Genomic DNA, 15,711 nt, shown 5'->3' with positions numbered 1-15,711 from the left:
ACCGGCGCGCCTCACGGTCGACCGGGGCTGTGCCGGCAGCACGGGCCTGAAGGACGTCTCTCCGCGGGGGGCAACGGTGGTTCCCGTCACCGCGTCGCGGGCGGCGTCGGGGCCGTTCGACGCGGTTACTTGCCGGGGAAGGAGGGACGCGCGGGAGTCGGCGTCTCGGCCGGACGGAGACCGTCATCGGGCCGGTGAGGCCGCACGTCGGACAGTGCGAACGTGAGTTGCCAGGTCGCCGGCGTCAACACCCGCTGCCGCACCTGACCGCGAGCCCTTCGGAACTCCCCGGTGCCTCCCGTGATCGCGTTGACGACCGGAGCCGGTACGGGAATTCCGGCTTGCTCGCCCTGAACGGTGATCTGGCCTTCCGGCAGTACCGCGGTCGACGCGCACGGTCCGGCGTTGCGTTCGAGGTCGGTGATGACACAGAACCCACCGATGCGCCCGACGACGCGTTCCTCGCTTCCCTCGGTCGATGTCAGGTTCCCGCTGAAGACGAACTGGTCGCCGACGCTGCGGCCCGCCGCCCCCAGATCGAGCTCTTCGCCGACCTGCAGCCGAGCTTCGACGTGGATGGCGCGGCTTGTCGTCGAGGAGCCGTCGTCAGGGCGGGGCGCCGCAGCCGGAGTTGTCTCCGCGGGGACCATGTCGGCCGACGCGGGCCCGATGAGGGCGAGCCCGGCAGAACAGCCGAGAACCGCAACGGCGAGGAATATGCAGGGTCGGCCGGCGAAGCCCATGGTCGCCTCCGTGTGTGGGGGAAGGAACAGGGCCGGTGCCGCCAGGCTCGACGGGCCCTCCATCTGGCGGAAACGCTAATGGCGGCCGTGGCGACATGCTCAGCGGAAGGACGGCAATGGGGCCATTGGGGTGCTTTTTCCTGAAGGAAGGAGAGAGATATCGCGATGCCCCGGGGGCTGGACGAGTGCGGGTGCCGTCCGGCAGGACCACCGGACGGCACCCGCACCACAGCGCACCGGTTCTCAGGGGGCGGGTGTTCCGTAGACACCCATCTCGTGGATCGAGTACCCCCAGGTCGTCCTCCGTTCCACTCCCTGGACGCGTACGTACCGCACCGCCTGGTCCTGGGTGACCCGGACCACGTCGGTGCCGCAGGTATCCGGCCGCTGTGTGGACACGGTTTCCCAGCTCTCACCGTCCTGCGAGGTCTGGACGGTGTACTCCACCGCACAGGCGTTCTCCCAGGCGAGGGTCACCGCGGCGACCTTCGCCGGGGTGGCGAGTTCGATCTGTACCCACTCGTCGTCGGAGTAGCCGGACGCCCAACGGGTGTTCATCCGACCGTCGTTGATGTGCCGGGGCGCCAGCCGGTCCAGGTCCTGTTCCACGCTGGACGCGGACGCGGTGCCCTCGAGGGCCAGGTTCTCACCGCCTCCCGCGGAGTCCCACAAGCGCAGCCGGATCTCGGCCTGCGCGAGGAAGGTGTCGAGCACTCCGTCACCGACCTTGGGCTGGACCTTGCCCCAGGAGTTGCGCGGAGGGTCGACCCGCAGGGCGTGTGCCTGTCGCTGTGACTCGCCGGATTCGGCCAGCAGCCGGTCCGAGGTCACCTTGTCCCCGGCCTGACGTGCCGCGAGCGCGTCGAGCATCTTCACCATGGCCTCGCCCCACAGTTCGGTGGCGTCCAGCCAGGACGCCGCGTCGGCGGTGAACCCCGCCTTCACCTCACCGGCGCGGATGGTGGCCGGGGCCCGCTGGACGGCGACTGCGTAGGAGCGCAGGGAACTGACGGCCGTGTCGCGGTCCGCCTCGTTCCACGTCTTCCAGAACTGCTCGACTCGGCGGGCCAGTTCGGGCGCCTGGGGCTGCCAGGGGGTGTCGCCGAAGGTGGGGGCCATGTGCTGGAGGTCGCCGAACACCAGCAGGGACTCCGTGGCCGCGGGGTCACCGCCGGCGAGGTAGGACATGGCGTTGCGCCAGTTCTTCCGGGCGTCGTAGGCGAGGTCGTTCCAGGCGAAGTCGGCGGCGCCGAAGACGGCTACCTTGCTGGCGTGCGGCTGGTTCATGGGGTTGGCCACGATGCCGGAGAGGTGATCGGACAGTCCGGCCTCGCGCTTGTCGTACGGCGCGAGCAGCAGGCGCCCACTGGTGTTGCCGAAGTCGTTGACCGGATAGTTGTCCCAGACGAAGACCTTGCGGCCGAAGACCCTCGCGGCCTGCTCGGCCTCCTCGTTGGTGATCTGTGTGGGTACCACACCCACGCCGGTCCACATCACCTCGACCGACGGGTCCAGTGTCTCCCGCAGGGCCCGCTTGTAGGCCGATTCGCTGTGGTTGTAGTACTCGGTGGGCACCATCTGCAGGGGCCAGGTGCCCTCGTGGGTGGCGACGAAGGTGCGCTGCACGTCATTGAGCAGGTCGACCTGTGCCTTCCCGGCGGCTCCCGCGCCGGGTTCGCCGTACGCGGCCCGGTCCGCCTCGCAGTTCCAGCGGGTGTAGTTGATGTCGTCGAGCGGGATGGAGAAGGCGCGGGTGCCCAGGTCGTACAGAGCCTTGAGTTTGTCCTTGAGGAGCTGGCGGTCGGCGGGGTCGGAGTAGCAGATGGACTCTCCGGGGGAGACGGCGAAGGTGAAGCGCACATGGTTCGCCGTGGCCCGGTCGACGAGTTCGCCCAGCTCCGCCAGCTTGTCCGCCGGGTAGGGGTCGCGCCACTTGCCCCGGTGGTAGGGGTCGTCCTTGGGCGCGTAGATGTAGGTGTTGGCCTTGACGTCCCCGTAGAAGTCCATCTGGTCGAGCCGTTCGGCGTGCGTCCAGGGCTGTCCGTAGAAGCCCTCGATGGTGCCCCGCAGCGGCATCGACGGGTGGTCGCCGGCCTGGACGCCGGCCACCTTCCAGCCGTCGTCCCCGGTACGGACGAACAACTGGCGCAGGGTCTGTACGGCGTAGAACTGGCCGGCGGCGTCGGTGCCGCCGAGGGTGACCCGCCCGCCCCGCCCGGCCCGAGTGACGCGCAGGGCGTACCCCTCGGCGTGGTCCGGCACCGCCGTGTCGCCGAGCGCCGCCGCTATGTCGGGGCGGGTGGCCGGCCCGAGCCGCACGGTGAGCAGGCCGGAGGCGGCCCGGGGAACGCTTTCGGGGGCGACGACGTCCACCCGGTCGGCGCCGTGCCCCTTCAGCTCCCTCACGAGACGGTCGCGGGCGGCGGGATCCGTCTCCTCGCCCGCCACGACGATCACCCTGCCGGTCACGACGGCGTCGTCACCGGCGCGGGTGAGGCTCTGCGGAGTCGGTGAGACGGGCGGAACCGCGGTGGGGGCGGAGTCCTCCGCGGCAGCTGCCGGCGGTGCTCCGATGCCGATGCTCATTGCCAGTGCGAAGGATGTGCCGATCGTGATGATGGTGTTTCGACGTCTCTCCATCGAGTCTCCGGAATTGGTGTAGACCATCAAATCTCCTTGGCATCAAGGATGATGCAGGCACTGACCGGGAAGAGGTAAGACGTATGGGGTCTAGACCTCTTCGTCGCATGCCTTTACTCTGGCCAACAGCGATCGCCCTCGTCAACGCTTCGGCGTGCCTTCCCGCGGACGCCATGTCACCCGAGCCCGCCGTGCAGCACCCTCAACAGGTGCGCCACTTGGGCCGCGACGGCGTCGCGTGCGGGGCCGAGGTATGTGCGCGGGTCGACGGTCGCCGGGTGCGAGTCCAGATGGGCGCGGGCGGCCCGGGTGAACTCCTTGTTCAGGTGGGTGGAGACGTTGACCTTCGTCATGCCCGCCCCGACGGCTCTGGCGAGTCCGGCGTCGGCCACCCCCGACGAGCCGTGCAGGACCAGCGGGACACCCACGGTGTCGCGCAGTTCCGCGATGAGGGCGAAGTCCACCACGGCGTCCCGGGTGGTCATGGCGTGGGAGCTGCCCACCGCCACGGCCAGGGCGTCGACGCCGGTGGCGGCGACGAAGTCCCGTGCCTCCGCCGGATCCGTACGCACTCCGGGAGCGTGCGCGCCGTCCTTGCCCCCCACCTCACCGAGTTCCGCCTCGACCCACACGTTCCGGGCACGGCAGTGTGCGGTGACGTCCCGGGTAGCCGCCAGGTTCTTCTCGTAGGGGAGCGTGGAGGCGTCGAACATGACGGAGGTGAAGCCGAGCCGGACGGCCTCGTGCACCAGGTCCGTGGACTGTGCGTGGTCGAGGTGGACGGCGACGGGCACCCGCGCCGCGCGTGCGACGGCCAGCGTCGCGAGACCGATCGGTGGGAGGGCGCCGTGGTAGCGGACGGTGTTCTCGCTGATCTGGAGGATCACGGGCCGCCGTGCGTCCTCCGCCCCGCTCACGATGGCTTCGGCGTGCTCGAGCTGCAGCACGTTGAACGCCCCGACGCCGACACCGGCTCGGAAAGCGGGCCCGACGATGTCGTCAGTGGGGCTGAGGGGCATGGACGTCCTCCACGGTCACGTTGGTGCGGATGTGTCGGTAGGTGCCGGCGTCGACGTCGCCGGCCAGGGGGCATGGGACGGCGGCGGCCGACAGCGCCACGGCCTCGCGCAGGATGTCGGGCCAGCGCCCGTCAGCGGCCAGACCGGCCGCGAGCGCGGCGACACAGGCGTCACCGGCCCCGGTGGGGTTGCCGGCGAGCCGCTTCGGCGGCGCGGCGCGCCAGCCGCCGTCGGGGCCGACGGCGTGGAGGCCGTCGGGACCCGCCGACACGACGACGGCACGGGCCCCGAGGGTACGCAGGCGCGCCACGGCGGCCGGGACGTCCTCGCAGCCGGTGGCGGCGAAGAGCTCGGCGGTGTTGGGTTTGACGACGTCCGGACCGGCGCGCAACGCGTCGAGCAGCGCGGGGCCGCTCGTGTCCAGCACGGTGACGGCTCCGGCCCGTGCGGCGATGCGGATCAGGTGCGCGTACGCGTCGGCCGGCAGCCCGGGCGGCAGGCTGCCGCAGAGCGTGACGACCTTGAAACCGCCCACCAGCGACGCGAAGTGGTCGGTGAAGGTCCGCCACTCCGGCGCGGTCACCCGTGGACCCTGTTCGTTGAACACGGTGGCGTCGCCGTCGTCGTGGGAGACCACGGTGACGGTCTGCCGTGAGTCGCCGGAGACGGGGACGAGTTCGTCCCGCAGGCCCGCGGCCCGCAGGTCGTCCCGCAGCACCACGCCGGTGGGGCCGCCCACGAGGCCGGTGACGGTGATGTCGTGCCCGAGTGCGGCGAGAACGCGGGCGACGTTGACGCCCTTGCCCCCGGCGCGTCGGTGAGTGGTCCGGACGCGGTGCGAGGTGTGCGGGTGCAGGCTGCCGACGCCGTAGGTGACGTCGAGGGCGGCGTTCGGGGTGACGGTGAGGATCAACGGTGCCCGGCCTCCTTCCGGTGAGCGGTCATGGTCCGGGGTCCGGTGCCGTGCCCGCCGGCCGCCCCGGCTCCACCACGCCCGGGCCGGCCCCGGCGCATCCGGTGGCCGCGCGGCAGGTCGTGGCGCGGGTGGGGACGCCGCTTCCCGAGGGGGCCGTCCACCGCGACCGGGGACGCGAACTCCTCAGGCATGGCCGTCCTGGAGGACGACGGAGCGGGTGAGGTTGCGGGGCCGGTCGGGGTCGTACCCACGCGCCTCGGCGCAGGCGACGGCGAGGCGTTGGGCGCGCACGAGGTCGGCGAGCGGGTCAAGGCCGGAGGGCGTGGCGGTCGAGCCCGCGACCAGGGTGCCGCCGACCCGGGCGATGTCGTCGGCCAGTCCGTCCGGGAGCTCGCCGAACGCCCACGTGATCCGTCCCGGACCGGCGATGCTGATGGGCCCGTGCCGGTACTCCATCGCCGGGTAGGCCTCGGTCCACGCACCGGCCGCCTCCCGCATCTTCAGAGCGGCCTCCAGTGCCAGACCGCAGGTCCAACCGCTCCCCAGGAAGGTGACCTGCTCGGCGTCCCGGACAGCGGCGTCGAGGGGTCGCGTGAGAGCCTGCTCGGCGTCGCGGACTGCGGCGTCGAGGGTCCGGACACCGGCGGGCAGGGCGCCTTCCGCCTCGAGGTGGGCGCGCAGCAGCGCGAGGTTGGCGGTGGCGAACCGGGTCTGTACGACGGACTCCTCGTCGGCGAAGTCCAGGACGGCGACGGCGTCGGCCGCCTGGTTCACGGGACTGGCGGGGTCGGCCGTGACGGCGCCGGTGACCACGGTGCCCTTGACGCGTCGCAGCAGGTCGAGCACCTCGGTGGTGGTGCCGGACCGGGTGATGGCGAGGACCCGGTCGTAGTGCCTGCCGTAGGGGAACTCCGAAGCCGCGTAGGCGTCGGTCTCGCCGTGGCCGCCGCTCTCGCGCAGGACGGCGTAGGACTGGGCCATGAACCACGAGGTGCCGCAGCCGACGACGGCCACGCGCTCCCCTCGTCGCGGCAGGACCGTCGCATGGTGCGGCAGCGCCAGGGCGGCCCGGCGCCACACGGCGGGCTGGGACGCTATTTCGGCTGAGGTGCGGGAGGAACTGGTGGCGGACAAGGCGGCGTACTCCTTCAGGCGACGAGAGGGGGCTGATGCTGTGGGCACGAGGCGTCTACTTGACCGAACCGGCGGTGAGTCCGGACACCACATGGCGTTCGATGAACGCGAAGAGCACGACGACGGGCACGATCGCGATCACGGACGCGGCGAACAGGTAGTTCCACTGGACGGTGTAGTTGCCGATGAAGCTGTTGATGCCGACCGTCAGGGGCTGGCTCTCCGGGACGGTGGACAGGGTCAGGCCCATGACGAACTCGTTCCACGCGGCGATGAAGGTGAAGATCACCGCGGTCACGACCCCGGGCAGGGCCAGCGGCAGCGTCACCCGGAGCAGCGCGCCGCCCCGGCCGAGGCCGTCGATCATGGCCGCCTCCTCCAACTGCACGGGTATGGCGGAGAAGTAGGCGGTGAGGATCCAGATCGCGAACGCCAGGTTGAACGCGGCGTTGCACAGCACCAGCGTCCACACCGAGTTGAGCATGTCCAGTTGGTGGAACTCGCGGTAGAGGCCCACCAGCAGGGAGGTCGGCTGGAACATCTGGGTGACGAGGACGAGCAGCAGGAAGAGCTTGCGCCCGCGGTACTTGACGCGGGCCGTGTAGTAGGCGGCCGGTATGGCGACGAGGAGCACCAGCAGCGTCGAGCCGCCGGCCACGAGGAGGGTGACGCGGAGGTTGCTGCCGAGGTTCGACTCCCGCCAGACGTCGATGAAGTTGGACCAGGCGAACTCGGTGGGCAGATAGGTCGCGTCGCGCAGTTCACCGGCCGGGCGGAGCGCGGTGATCACCATCTGCACGTACGGCAGCAGGAACACGGCGGCGATCAGCCAGGCGACGGCGGTGACGACCACCGTGCGGGGCCGCGGTGCGCGCCGCGGCCGGACTGTGCCGGCGGGCCGCCTTCCGTCCGGTGGGAGTGCGTCCGGGGCGCCGGGGGAGGGCTGGATCGTCTGCTGGGCCATCACACCTCCTCCTGGTTCCAGCGGCTGACCTTCAGGAAGGCCGCCACCATCACGACGACCAGGGCGAAGTTGACGACGGACATGGCCGCGGACTCCCCGATGTCGGAGCTCTTGAGCTGGTACATGAACACGGTGGTGGTCGCGGTGTCGCTGTCCGGGCCGCCCCGGGTCATGCCCCAGATGACGGGGAACGAGTTGAAGACGTTGATCAGGTTGATGACGACGCCGACCAGGAACGCCGGACGCAGGAGGGGCAGGGTGATGCGGCGGTAGGTCTGCCAGACCCCGGCGCCGTCGACCCTCGCTGCCTCGTACACCTCGCCGGGGACGGTCTGCAGTCCGGCCAGCAGCGTGTAGGTGGTGAAGGGGAGGGAGACGAAGACGGCGACGAACATCATCCAGGGCCAGGCGGTCGCGGGGTCGCCGAGCCAGTCCCTGGGGGTGTCGATGATGCCGAGATCGGTCATGACGGTGTTCAGCACGCCGGCGGTCCGGTCGAGCATCCACTTGAAACCTATGGCGGTCATCAGCACGGACGCCGCCCATGGCGCGATGAGCGCCCACCGGGTCACGCGCCGGCCGGGGAACCGCTGGTCGAAGAGCTGGGCCAGGGCCAGTGAGAGCACCATGGTCAGCGCGACCACGCCGACGGTCCACACGACGGTGGCGGTGATCACGGAGCCGAGGCCCGGCTCGTCGAACAGCTGCCGGTACTTGTCCAGGCCGGCCCAGCCCCGGACGAAGCCGCTGACGCTGATCTTCAGGAACGAGGTGCGGACCATCTCGTAGACGGGCCAGAGCACGACGACCACGATGAGCAGGACGGCGGGGCCGATCCAGGGCAGTGGCCCCAGCCGGCCGAGGCCGGAGCGCCGGGTGCCGCTCCGGCCCGTGCGGGGCGGCCTGCGGCCGCCGGCGGTGACTTTGCTGGACACGGGGGTGCCTTCCGTGTGTCGGTGCCTGCGGATCTACTGGTCGGCGGTGGCCTGTTCGGCCTTCTTCTGCAGGTCGCCGAGCACCTTGGCCGGGTCTTCGCCGACGGCGGTGCCGCCGCTCTTCTTGATCTCGGCGGAGACGGCGTCCCAGGTGGTGTCGCCGAGGGGGTAGAAGGACGCCTTCGGCAGCAACTCGAAGAACGGCTCGAGGTCCTTGTGCTTGCCGCTGGAGGTCATCTCCCGCAGCGTGTCCTCGGTGACGGGCATCAGGTTGTACATCTCGTCGAACTTCAGCGTGTTCTCCTTGGAGTACGCGAAGTCGAGGAACTTCCTGATCTCCTCCTGGTGGCCACGGTCCTTGAAGGCCATCATCCAGTCGGCCACGCCCAGGGTGGAGTCGAGCGCCGCGTCCTTGCCGGGGATGGGTGCGACGCCGTAGTCGACGTTGCCGTCCTTGGACATCTGGATCAGCGACGGGTGGCCGTTGAGCATACCGGCCTTGCCTGCGGCGAAGTCCGCGAAGGCCGTCTTCCGGTCGGTGGCGGCGGGATTGCCGTAGGTCAGGCCGGGCTCGACGAGGTTGGCGCGCAGCCACTCGAAGGTCTCGACGTTGGCGTCGCTGTCCAGGGTGTACTTCCCGTCGGCGTCGGTGTAACCGCCGCCGTTGCCGAGTTCCCAGATGAGGCTCTCGCCCTGTGCCTCTTCGGGGCCGAGCGGCAGCGCGTACGGGATGACGTCGGGGGCCGACTCGCGGATGCGCTCGGCGGCCGACTTGATGTCGTCCCAGCTCTTCGGCGGCTCGGTGACACCGGCGTCGGCGAAGATCTTCTTGTTGTAGAACAGCGCGCGGGCCGAGGAAACGAAGGGGATGCCGTACTGGACGCCGTCCACCTCGCCGGCCCGGGCGAAGGTGTCGACGAGGTTGTCGCGGGTGGCGGGGGACAGCACGTCCTCGGCCTTGTAGAGGAGGTCGTCGGCGACCTTGTCGGCATAGCCGCCGGTCTGCAGGACGTCGGGCATGTTGCCGCTCTGGATCATCGTCTTGACCTGGGTGTCGATGTCGTTCCAGTTGACGACCTGCACATCGACCTTGATCTTCGGGTTGGCCTTCTCGAAGCGCTCCGCCAGGTCCTCCCAGTAGACGGTGGAGCTGTTGGAGGCCTTGTCGCCGTAGTCGGCGGCGACGAGCTTCAGGGTCAGGGTTCCGTCCGCGGACTCCCCGCTGCCGCCGCCCCCGCACGCCGTCAGGACCAGAGCACCGGCCGTACAGGCCGCCAGGACGAGCGTTCTCTTCTTCACTGCCGTCTACCGCCTTGTCTCGTAAGAGATGAGCGAAGCTGCTCGGAAAATGTAGTCTGCGAGCATAAGTGAGCATGTGCTGCGGTGCGCAGTATTCAGGAGACGGGAGCCCTTGGTCTAGAGGGTTCGGCAGGAAACTTGCAGGAGAAGGGTCGTGAACTGTCCCTGTCTGCAAGGAACTAGGGAGAAACGCGCACCTGCGTGCGGCGGCGCGCGCACCTGCGCGCGCCGCCCTCGTTCAGCGCGGAGTCCAAGGTCCCTTAACGTGTCGAGAGCGCAGTACCGAGGCCGAGGGAGCCCGACACATGTCCAAGCACGATCGGTGGGGCAAGCTGCTGGAACTGCTGGCCGCCGAAGGCCGGCTCGACGTCGACGCGGCGGCCGCCGCACTCGATGTGTCGCCCGCGACCATCCGCCGCGATCTCGACGAACTGGCCGACCAGCAGATGCTGGTGCGCACCCGCGGCGGTGCCGTCGCGCACGGTGTCTCCTACGAACTGCCGCTGCGCTACAAGTCCTCCCGTCACGCCTCCGAGAAGCAGCGCATCGCGACGGCCGTCGCGGAGATGCTCGCCGACGGCGACGTGGTGGGCCTCAACGGCGGCACCACGACGACCGAGGTGGCGCGGGCGCTGGCGCTGCGCACGGGCGGCAGCCGCGGCGAACGGCAGCGCAGGGACCCGGCCGACTCCTCGGCGCCCCTGTTCACCGTCGTGACGAACGCGCTCAACATCGCCGGTGAGCTGGCGGTGCGTCCTCGGGTGAAGATCGTGGTCACCGGCGGGGTGGCCCGCCCACAGACGTACGAACTCGTCGGACCGCTCACCGTGGGTGTCCTCAACGAGGTGGTCCTGGACGTCGCCGTCCTCGGGGTCGACGGCGTCGACCCCCGGCTGGGGCTGATGACCCATCAGGAGGACGAGGCGAGCATCAGCCGCCTGTTCGCCGAACGTGCGCGCCGGGTGATCGTGGTCACGGACTCCTCGAAGATGGGCCGGCGTGCCTTTGCGAAGATCTGCGGACTGGACCGCGTCGACGTCCTGGTGACCGATTCCGCTCTGCCCGCGGAGACGGCGGCCCGGCTCACCGAGGCCGGGATCAAAGTACACGCCGTCTGACGCGAGGACCGGCGGCCCGCGAGGTCGCGGGCCGCCGGATTGGTCACGTGTGCGCCGCTCCCCTCCTTCAGGGGGCGATGGCCATGTCGAAGACGTGCACGTTCCTGTTGGACGGCAGCACCACGAACTCGACCTGCTTCGTCGCGTCCAGCGGGACGGAATGCGCGAAGACCCGGTAGGCGATGCCCTGGTTCCCGTAGCCGCTCTGCCGGTTGCGGCCGTCGGTGGAGGCCACCAGCGTCGCGCCGTGGGCATCGGCCGGGTCGAAGGACCAGTTGGGGAAGCCGAACGAGCCGCGGGTGCTGGTGCCGTCGGTGTAGTACACGGTGGCCGTGCCGGTGGCACCGCTGGTGACGCCCGATCCGAGGAGGACCAGCTTGCCGCCCTTGCCGCTGAGGGTGATCGCCTGACCGGCGCCGGAGACGTTGTCCTTGGTGCCGGCTGCCACGTCCGGCCACGTCAGTTCGGCTCCCAGGGCCTCGACCCGCCCGCCCGGTTCCAGCCCGGCCGCGGCCAGCTTCTGGGCGGAGAAGCTGTTGCCCTCACCGTCGTAGTCGCCCGGCTCGGTGTCGCCCTCGTCGGTGATGCCCACGTTGTTGTAGGCGGCCGCGAGGTCGGGGAAGGGGTCGCCGGCGGTCTGGGTACGGGTGGCGGTCGCCGTGCCCGCGCCGTCACCGCCGGTGTAGGCGGCCGTGGCGGTGAAGGTACGCAGGGTGAACCCGTCGCGCTTCTCGGGCACCTGGATCCTGAACTCCGCGGCGGCGGTCGCCCCCGCTCCGAACGTGCCGGGGACACTGGTGACGGCCGGCTGGACGGCCCAGCCGACCGGTCCCGCGAACGACACCTTCAGTGACCGCATCCGCTGCGGTCCGGCGTTCTTCACCGTCACCTTCACGGTCGAGATCGCAGGGCCGTCGAGGTCCACGGACGAGATCGCCACCTCGGTCCGCGCCGCGGGGGAATCGAGAGGGGGTTCGGCGGCGGTGGCGGCGGACGCGGAGACGATCACGGCCAACGCCGCGACCGCTGCGGCCGCGATGGATCTGAACTTCCGGACGGTTCTCACGGACTGCTCCTTCTGTCGGTCGGCCGGGGCCGGGCTCAGGCGACGGGGGGCATGCTCGACTCGCGGGAGTCCAGCCCCATGCGCAGGTTCACCCAGGAACCCCGGGTGAAGTCCGGTACCGCCACCGGACGGCCGCCCGCGGCGAGGGACTTGACGCTCAGCGGTACGGGCGCGCACCAGGACGCGGAGTCGTAGACGTCGATGTCGGGGACGAGTCCGGCCCGCATCGACTGGACGATCCGCCACTGCAGCACGTAATCCATGCCGCCGTGGCCGCCGTTGTTCGCCGCGTCGTCACCGATCTTCTTCCACAGCCAGTGGTCGAACTCCTTGCGGTAGGAGTCGAAGTCGCGCCAGGAGTGCCCGCTGTGGTCGGGTTCGACGTAGACGCGTCCGCCGGTCGACGACGTCCCCGCGTAGTCCTCGAAGATGCCGCGGCTGCCGGCCAGGCTGTTGATCCTGCTGTACGGACGGGGTGAGCTGACGTCGTGCTCCGCCCTGATGACGCGGCCCCGGGCGGTGTCGATCAGGCACGTGACCAGGTCGCCGTTGACGTAGGTCTCCTTCCACGACGGGTGGGACCTGTCGATGAACCGCTCCCGGTAGTCCGCGAGGCCCTTGGGCTCGGTGGCGGTGGCCCGCAGTACGGTCATGCGGTCACCGCGGTTGATGTCCATGGCGGCGGCGATCGGCGCGAGACCGTGCATCGCGTAGAAGGACGCGGTACTCCGGGTGTGCCACAGGCGGCGCCAGGAGTCGGTGTAGTAGGTGTCGGAGAACAGCAGCTCCCGCAGGTCGTGCAGATAACCGCCGTGGCCGTTGGTGACGTCGCCGAACAGCCCTTCGTGGGCCATCTTCAGCATCGCCAGTTCGTTGCGGCCGTAGGAGCAGTTCTCCGCGAGCATCAGATGCCGGCGGGTGCGTTCGGAGGTGTCGACGAGGTCCCACAGCTCGTCGAGTTCCGTGGCGACGGGCAGTTCGACGACGACGTGCTTGCCCGCCAGCAGCGCGTCCTTGCCCTGCTGGTAGTGGAACTCCCACGGCGTGGCGATGTAGACGAGATCGATGTCGTCGCGCCTCAGCATCTTCGCGTACGCGTCCGCGGAGCCGCCGTACTCGGCAGGGCGGGGCTTGCCCAGGGCGACGAGACGATCCGCCAGGGCCTTCGCGCGGTTCTCGCGTATGTCGCAGACGGCGGTGACCCGGCAGCCGGGGACGGCGGACCAGCCCTCGCCCATGCCGGACCCGCGGTTGCCGATGCCGATCACGCCGACGCGGACGGTCTCATGAGCCTCGTAGGGCACGCCGATCATCGACTTCTGGCCGTTGCCGCGCCGGGGGGTGGGAGCCGGCAGTGCCGCGCCCGGGTCGGCGGGATGCGCCCGCGCGGTGCCGGCGCCGACCGCCACCGCGCCAGTGGCCAGCGCACCTCCCAGGAGCAAGCGGCGTGAGACTGCGGGGATTTCGGGCATGAAGGAGCTCCTCTGATCCGCGACGGGCATCACTGGCGAGGACGACTTTGATGGCACGGACACGGCCATGTCAACAGTTGCTCGGATGGGCGGTTTTTCGATCAGAAACACGCAACTGAGTGCGCGTCAAGGGTTCGGAGTGGCTCCGGGGGCAGGGGAACGGGACGGTGACCAGCAAGAACGCGAGTGTGATCCGACGCGCCGATCGGCTCGGGCGGGGGAGGCACGAGCGATCCCCTTGACGGCCGCCAAGGGCCGACCTACTGTCCTCTCGATTTCATACATCAGACGTCTGCTGTCCTGTCCGGGTCCGGCAGGACCTCGAAGCGCAGGTGCCGTCGGCGAGCGGCAGCGCACCCGCCGGATCCTCCGTCTCCGAAAGGGATTCCATGCAGCGAAGAACCCTTCCCCTCCTGCTGTCCTTCACCGTCACCGCCGCACTGGCCGCCACCGGCACCGCGCACAGTGCCCCGCCCGGGCCTGCCGCACCAGCCGCGCAGAGCCGGACGGCCGCCGACGGTCTGGTCACCGTGGACCTGGCGACCCGGAACGACGGAGCCCCCGTCCACCGCATCCCGGCACTGACGAGGACCCTCAAGGGCACGCTGATCGCGGCGTACGACGCACGTCCCTCGATGGCCGATCTGCCCGGCAACATCTCGGTGGTGATCAGGCGGAGCACGGACGGCGGTGCCACCTGGCAGGCGCGGCAGACCGTCCGCAGCGAACCGGCACCCAACGGCAACGGAGACCCCAGTCTCCTCGTCGACCGTGAGACGGGCAGGATCTTCCTCTTCTACTCGTCCACCGTGAACCGGGGCTTCGGTGGCTCGGAGACCGGCAACGACGAGAGCAACCCCAACATCCAGCAGACCGACTACAGCTACTCGGACGACGACGGCCTGACCTGGAAGCACCGTCGGATCACCGGGCAGATCAAGAACCCGGCCTGGGCGGGCATGTTCGCGGCCTCCGGCGAGGGGATCCAGCTGCGGAACGGCCCCCACGAGGGACGACTGATCCAGCAGTACGCGGTGCGGGCCGACGGCGCCAACCGCGCGGTCAGCGTCTACAGCGACGACCACGGCGAGACGTGGAAGGCCGGCACGCCCACCGCGGGGGGAGGGGACGAGAACAAGACCGTCGAACTCTCCGACGGCCGGATCCTGCTCAACAACCGATCGGCGCCCTACCGTACGGTCGCCCACTCCACCGACGGCGGCGTCACCTACAGCACCTACCAGCGGGACACGGCGCTCCCCGACCCGGCGAACAACGGGTCGATCACCCGCTTCGCGCCGGACGTGCCCGCCGCTCACCCCAGGTCGAAGTGGCTGCTGTTCAGCAACACCGAGGACACCGGCATCCGGCGCAACCTCACGGTGAAGATGTCCTGCGACGACGGAAGGACCTGGCCCATCCGCAAGGTCCTCAACACGGGCGCCTCCGGATACTCCACGCTCACCCCGCTGTCCGACGGCACCGGATCCAACCCCCGCGTCGGCATGCTCTGGGAGCGTCAGGGCTATCAGCACATCTCCTACTCCTCCTTCGACCTGAAGTGGCTCGGCGGGGTCTGCGCCCCCGTCACGGTCACCGCGCCGCAGGCCGTGAGGGCGGGCGAGAAGGCGCAGTTCGACGTCCGTGTGGTCAACCAGAACGACCGCGCACTGCCCTCGGGCAGCGTGACCCTCGACATCCCCGAGGGCTGGGGCGTCACGGCAGCGTCGGTGCCCGCCCTCGAACCGGGGCAGGGTGCCACCGTGAAGGTGACCGTCGACGTCCCTCTCACCGCCGTCGGCGCCCAGCGTGCCAAGGGCGTCTACTCCGTGCGTGACGCGCGTTCCTACGGGACCGGCACCTTCAGCGTGGCCGCGGCGACCGGTGCCCCCGCGGCGCCCGGGGTCTCCGCCCTGCCCGTCCTGGACAACCTCCAGGCAGCGGGAGCGGCCGGCCCCGTCGGGGACACCATGGTGTACTGGACCCGCGTCTCCAATCCCGGCAACACCACGCTGACCGGCGTGAAGTTGAGCGGGGACCTCGCCGGACTCACGGCGTGCGCGACCGCGACACTGGCGCCCGGCGCCGAGTATGTCTGCAAGAGCGGCAGGCGGACCGTCACCCAGGCCGACCTCGACCAGGGCTTCGCACCGCGGCTGACGGTGTCCGCCACCGCCCCGGACGGGACGCAGGTGTCCTCCACCGTCAGCGGAGACCGCGTCGACATCCACTGACCCCGGCCGGACTCCCGGGATCCCGCCGGGTGACCGACCAGTGAGCCGGATCCCCGGCACCGCGGCCGCGGCGTTCCTCTCCAGGAGGGGGACGCCGCGGCCGTGGGCGTCCGGGCCGCGCGGGGGCGGCCGAACGACCAGCGCCGGTCGGCCGCCCCGGTGTCGGCTTCA

At 70.3% G+C, this 15,711-nt stretch carries 12 protein-coding genes and 1 pseudogene; 3 read left to right on the top strand and 10 right to left on the bottom strand.

From position 1 onward, the window contains the following. Positions 1-125: 125 nt before the first annotated feature. The 8 genes from IE172_RS27195 to IE172_RS27160 all read right to left on the bottom strand — a co-directional run bounded on the left by IE172_RS27195 (position 126) and on the right by IE172_RS27160 (position 9,650). Positions 126-743 (bottom strand): dirigent protein, encoded by a 618-nt coding sequence (locus tag IE172_RS27195; protein ID WP_190099952.1) that lies wholly within the window; start codon positions 741-743, stop codon positions 126-128. Positions 744-986: 243 nt separating this feature from the next. Further along, on the bottom strand, positions 987-3,329 hold the full coding sequence (locus tag IE172_RS27190; protein ID WP_229886463.1) for a glycoside hydrolase family 84 protein: 2,343 nt from the start codon (positions 3,327-3,329) through the stop codon (positions 987-989). A gap of 230 nt (positions 3,330-3,559) precedes the next feature. After that, on the bottom strand, positions 3,560-4,402 hold the full coding sequence (locus IE172_RS27185) for a class II fructose-bisphosphate aldolase (protein WP_190099951.1): 843 nt from the start codon (positions 4,400-4,402) through the stop codon (positions 3,560-3,562). Continuing rightward, entirely contained in the window at positions 4,383-5,315 is a 933-nt protein-coding gene (locus tag IE172_RS27180; RefSeq protein WP_190099950.1) for a 1-phosphofructokinase family hexose kinase, read from the bottom strand. The genes IE172_RS27185 and IE172_RS27180 overlap by 20 nt, the downstream gene beginning before the upstream one ends. Before the next feature lie 186 nt (positions 5,316-5,501). Then, a complete protein-coding gene (locus tag IE172_RS27175) occupies positions 5,502-6,452 on the bottom strand; it encodes an SIS domain-containing protein (protein ID WP_190099949.1) in 951 nt (316 codons plus the stop codon). 55 nt (positions 6,453-6,507) lie between these two features. Then, the gene (locus tag IE172_RS27170; RefSeq protein WP_229886461.1) at positions 6,508-7,416 is read right to left on the bottom strand and encodes a carbohydrate ABC transporter permease; all 909 of its coding nucleotides are present in this window, start codon (positions 7,414-7,416) and stop codon (positions 6,508-6,510) included. Beyond that, the gene (locus IE172_RS27165; RefSeq protein ID WP_190099948.1) at positions 7,416-8,351 is read right to left on the bottom strand and encodes a carbohydrate ABC transporter permease; all 936 of its coding nucleotides are present in this window, start codon (positions 8,349-8,351) and stop codon (positions 7,416-7,418) included. The genes IE172_RS27170 and IE172_RS27165 overlap by 1 nt, the downstream gene beginning before the upstream one ends. Positions 8,352-8,384: 33 nt before the next feature. After that, complete coding sequence (locus tag IE172_RS27160) at positions 8,385-9,650, bottom strand: ABC transporter substrate-binding protein (protein ID WP_190099947.1); 1,266 nt, start codon at positions 9,648-9,650, stop codon at positions 8,385-8,387. Between the two features lie 305 nt (positions 9,651-9,955). Here IE172_RS27160 and IE172_RS27155 point away from each other — a divergent pair, with 305 nt between their 5' ends. Continuing rightward, positions 9,956-10,768 (top strand): DeoR/GlpR family DNA-binding transcription regulator, encoded by an 813-nt coding sequence (locus IE172_RS27155; RefSeq protein WP_190099946.1) that lies wholly within the window; start codon positions 9,956-9,958, stop codon positions 10,766-10,768. A 67-nt stretch (positions 10,769-10,835) separates the two neighbouring features. Here IE172_RS27155 and IE172_RS27150 read toward each other — a convergent pair whose 3' ends face one another. Continuing rightward, on the bottom strand, positions 10,836-11,834 hold the full coding sequence (locus IE172_RS27150) for a beta-sandwich domain-containing protein (RefSeq protein WP_190099945.1): 999 nt from the start codon (positions 11,832-11,834) through the stop codon (positions 10,836-10,838). 35 nt (positions 11,835-11,869) lie between these two features. Next, complete coding sequence (locus tag IE172_RS27145; RefSeq protein WP_190099944.1) at positions 11,870-13,306, bottom strand: Gfo/Idh/MocA family protein; 1,437 nt, start codon at positions 13,304-13,306, stop codon at positions 11,870-11,872. Positions 13,307-13,695: 389 nt separating this feature from the next. On the opposite strand from IE172_RS27145, the pseudogene IE172_RS27140 reads away from it, so the two are divergent. Both IE172_RS27140 and IE172_RS35525 read left to right on the top strand, forming a co-directional pair. Next, a pseudogene (locus tag IE172_RS27140) lies at positions 13,696-15,177 on the top strand (exo-alpha-sialidase); the annotation flags it as partial. After that, positions 15,175-15,540 carry a CLIPPER-2 domain-containing protein gene (locus IE172_RS35525; protein ID WP_435844378.1) on the top strand — a complete coding sequence of 122 codons (366 nt, stop codon included), beginning with the start codon at positions 15,175-15,177 and terminating at the stop codon, positions 15,538-15,540. The pseudogene IE172_RS27140 and the gene IE172_RS35525, both read left to right, overlap by 3 nt. The last annotated feature ends 171 nt before the right edge of the window (positions 15,541-15,711 follow it).

Source organism: Streptomyces griseoflavus, assembly GCF_014649995.1.
GTDB classification, from domain to species: Bacteria; Actinomycetota; Actinomycetes; order Streptomycetales; family Streptomycetaceae; genus Streptomyces; species Streptomyces griseoflavus.
This window is presented reverse-complemented; position numbering and strand designations above follow the sequence as displayed.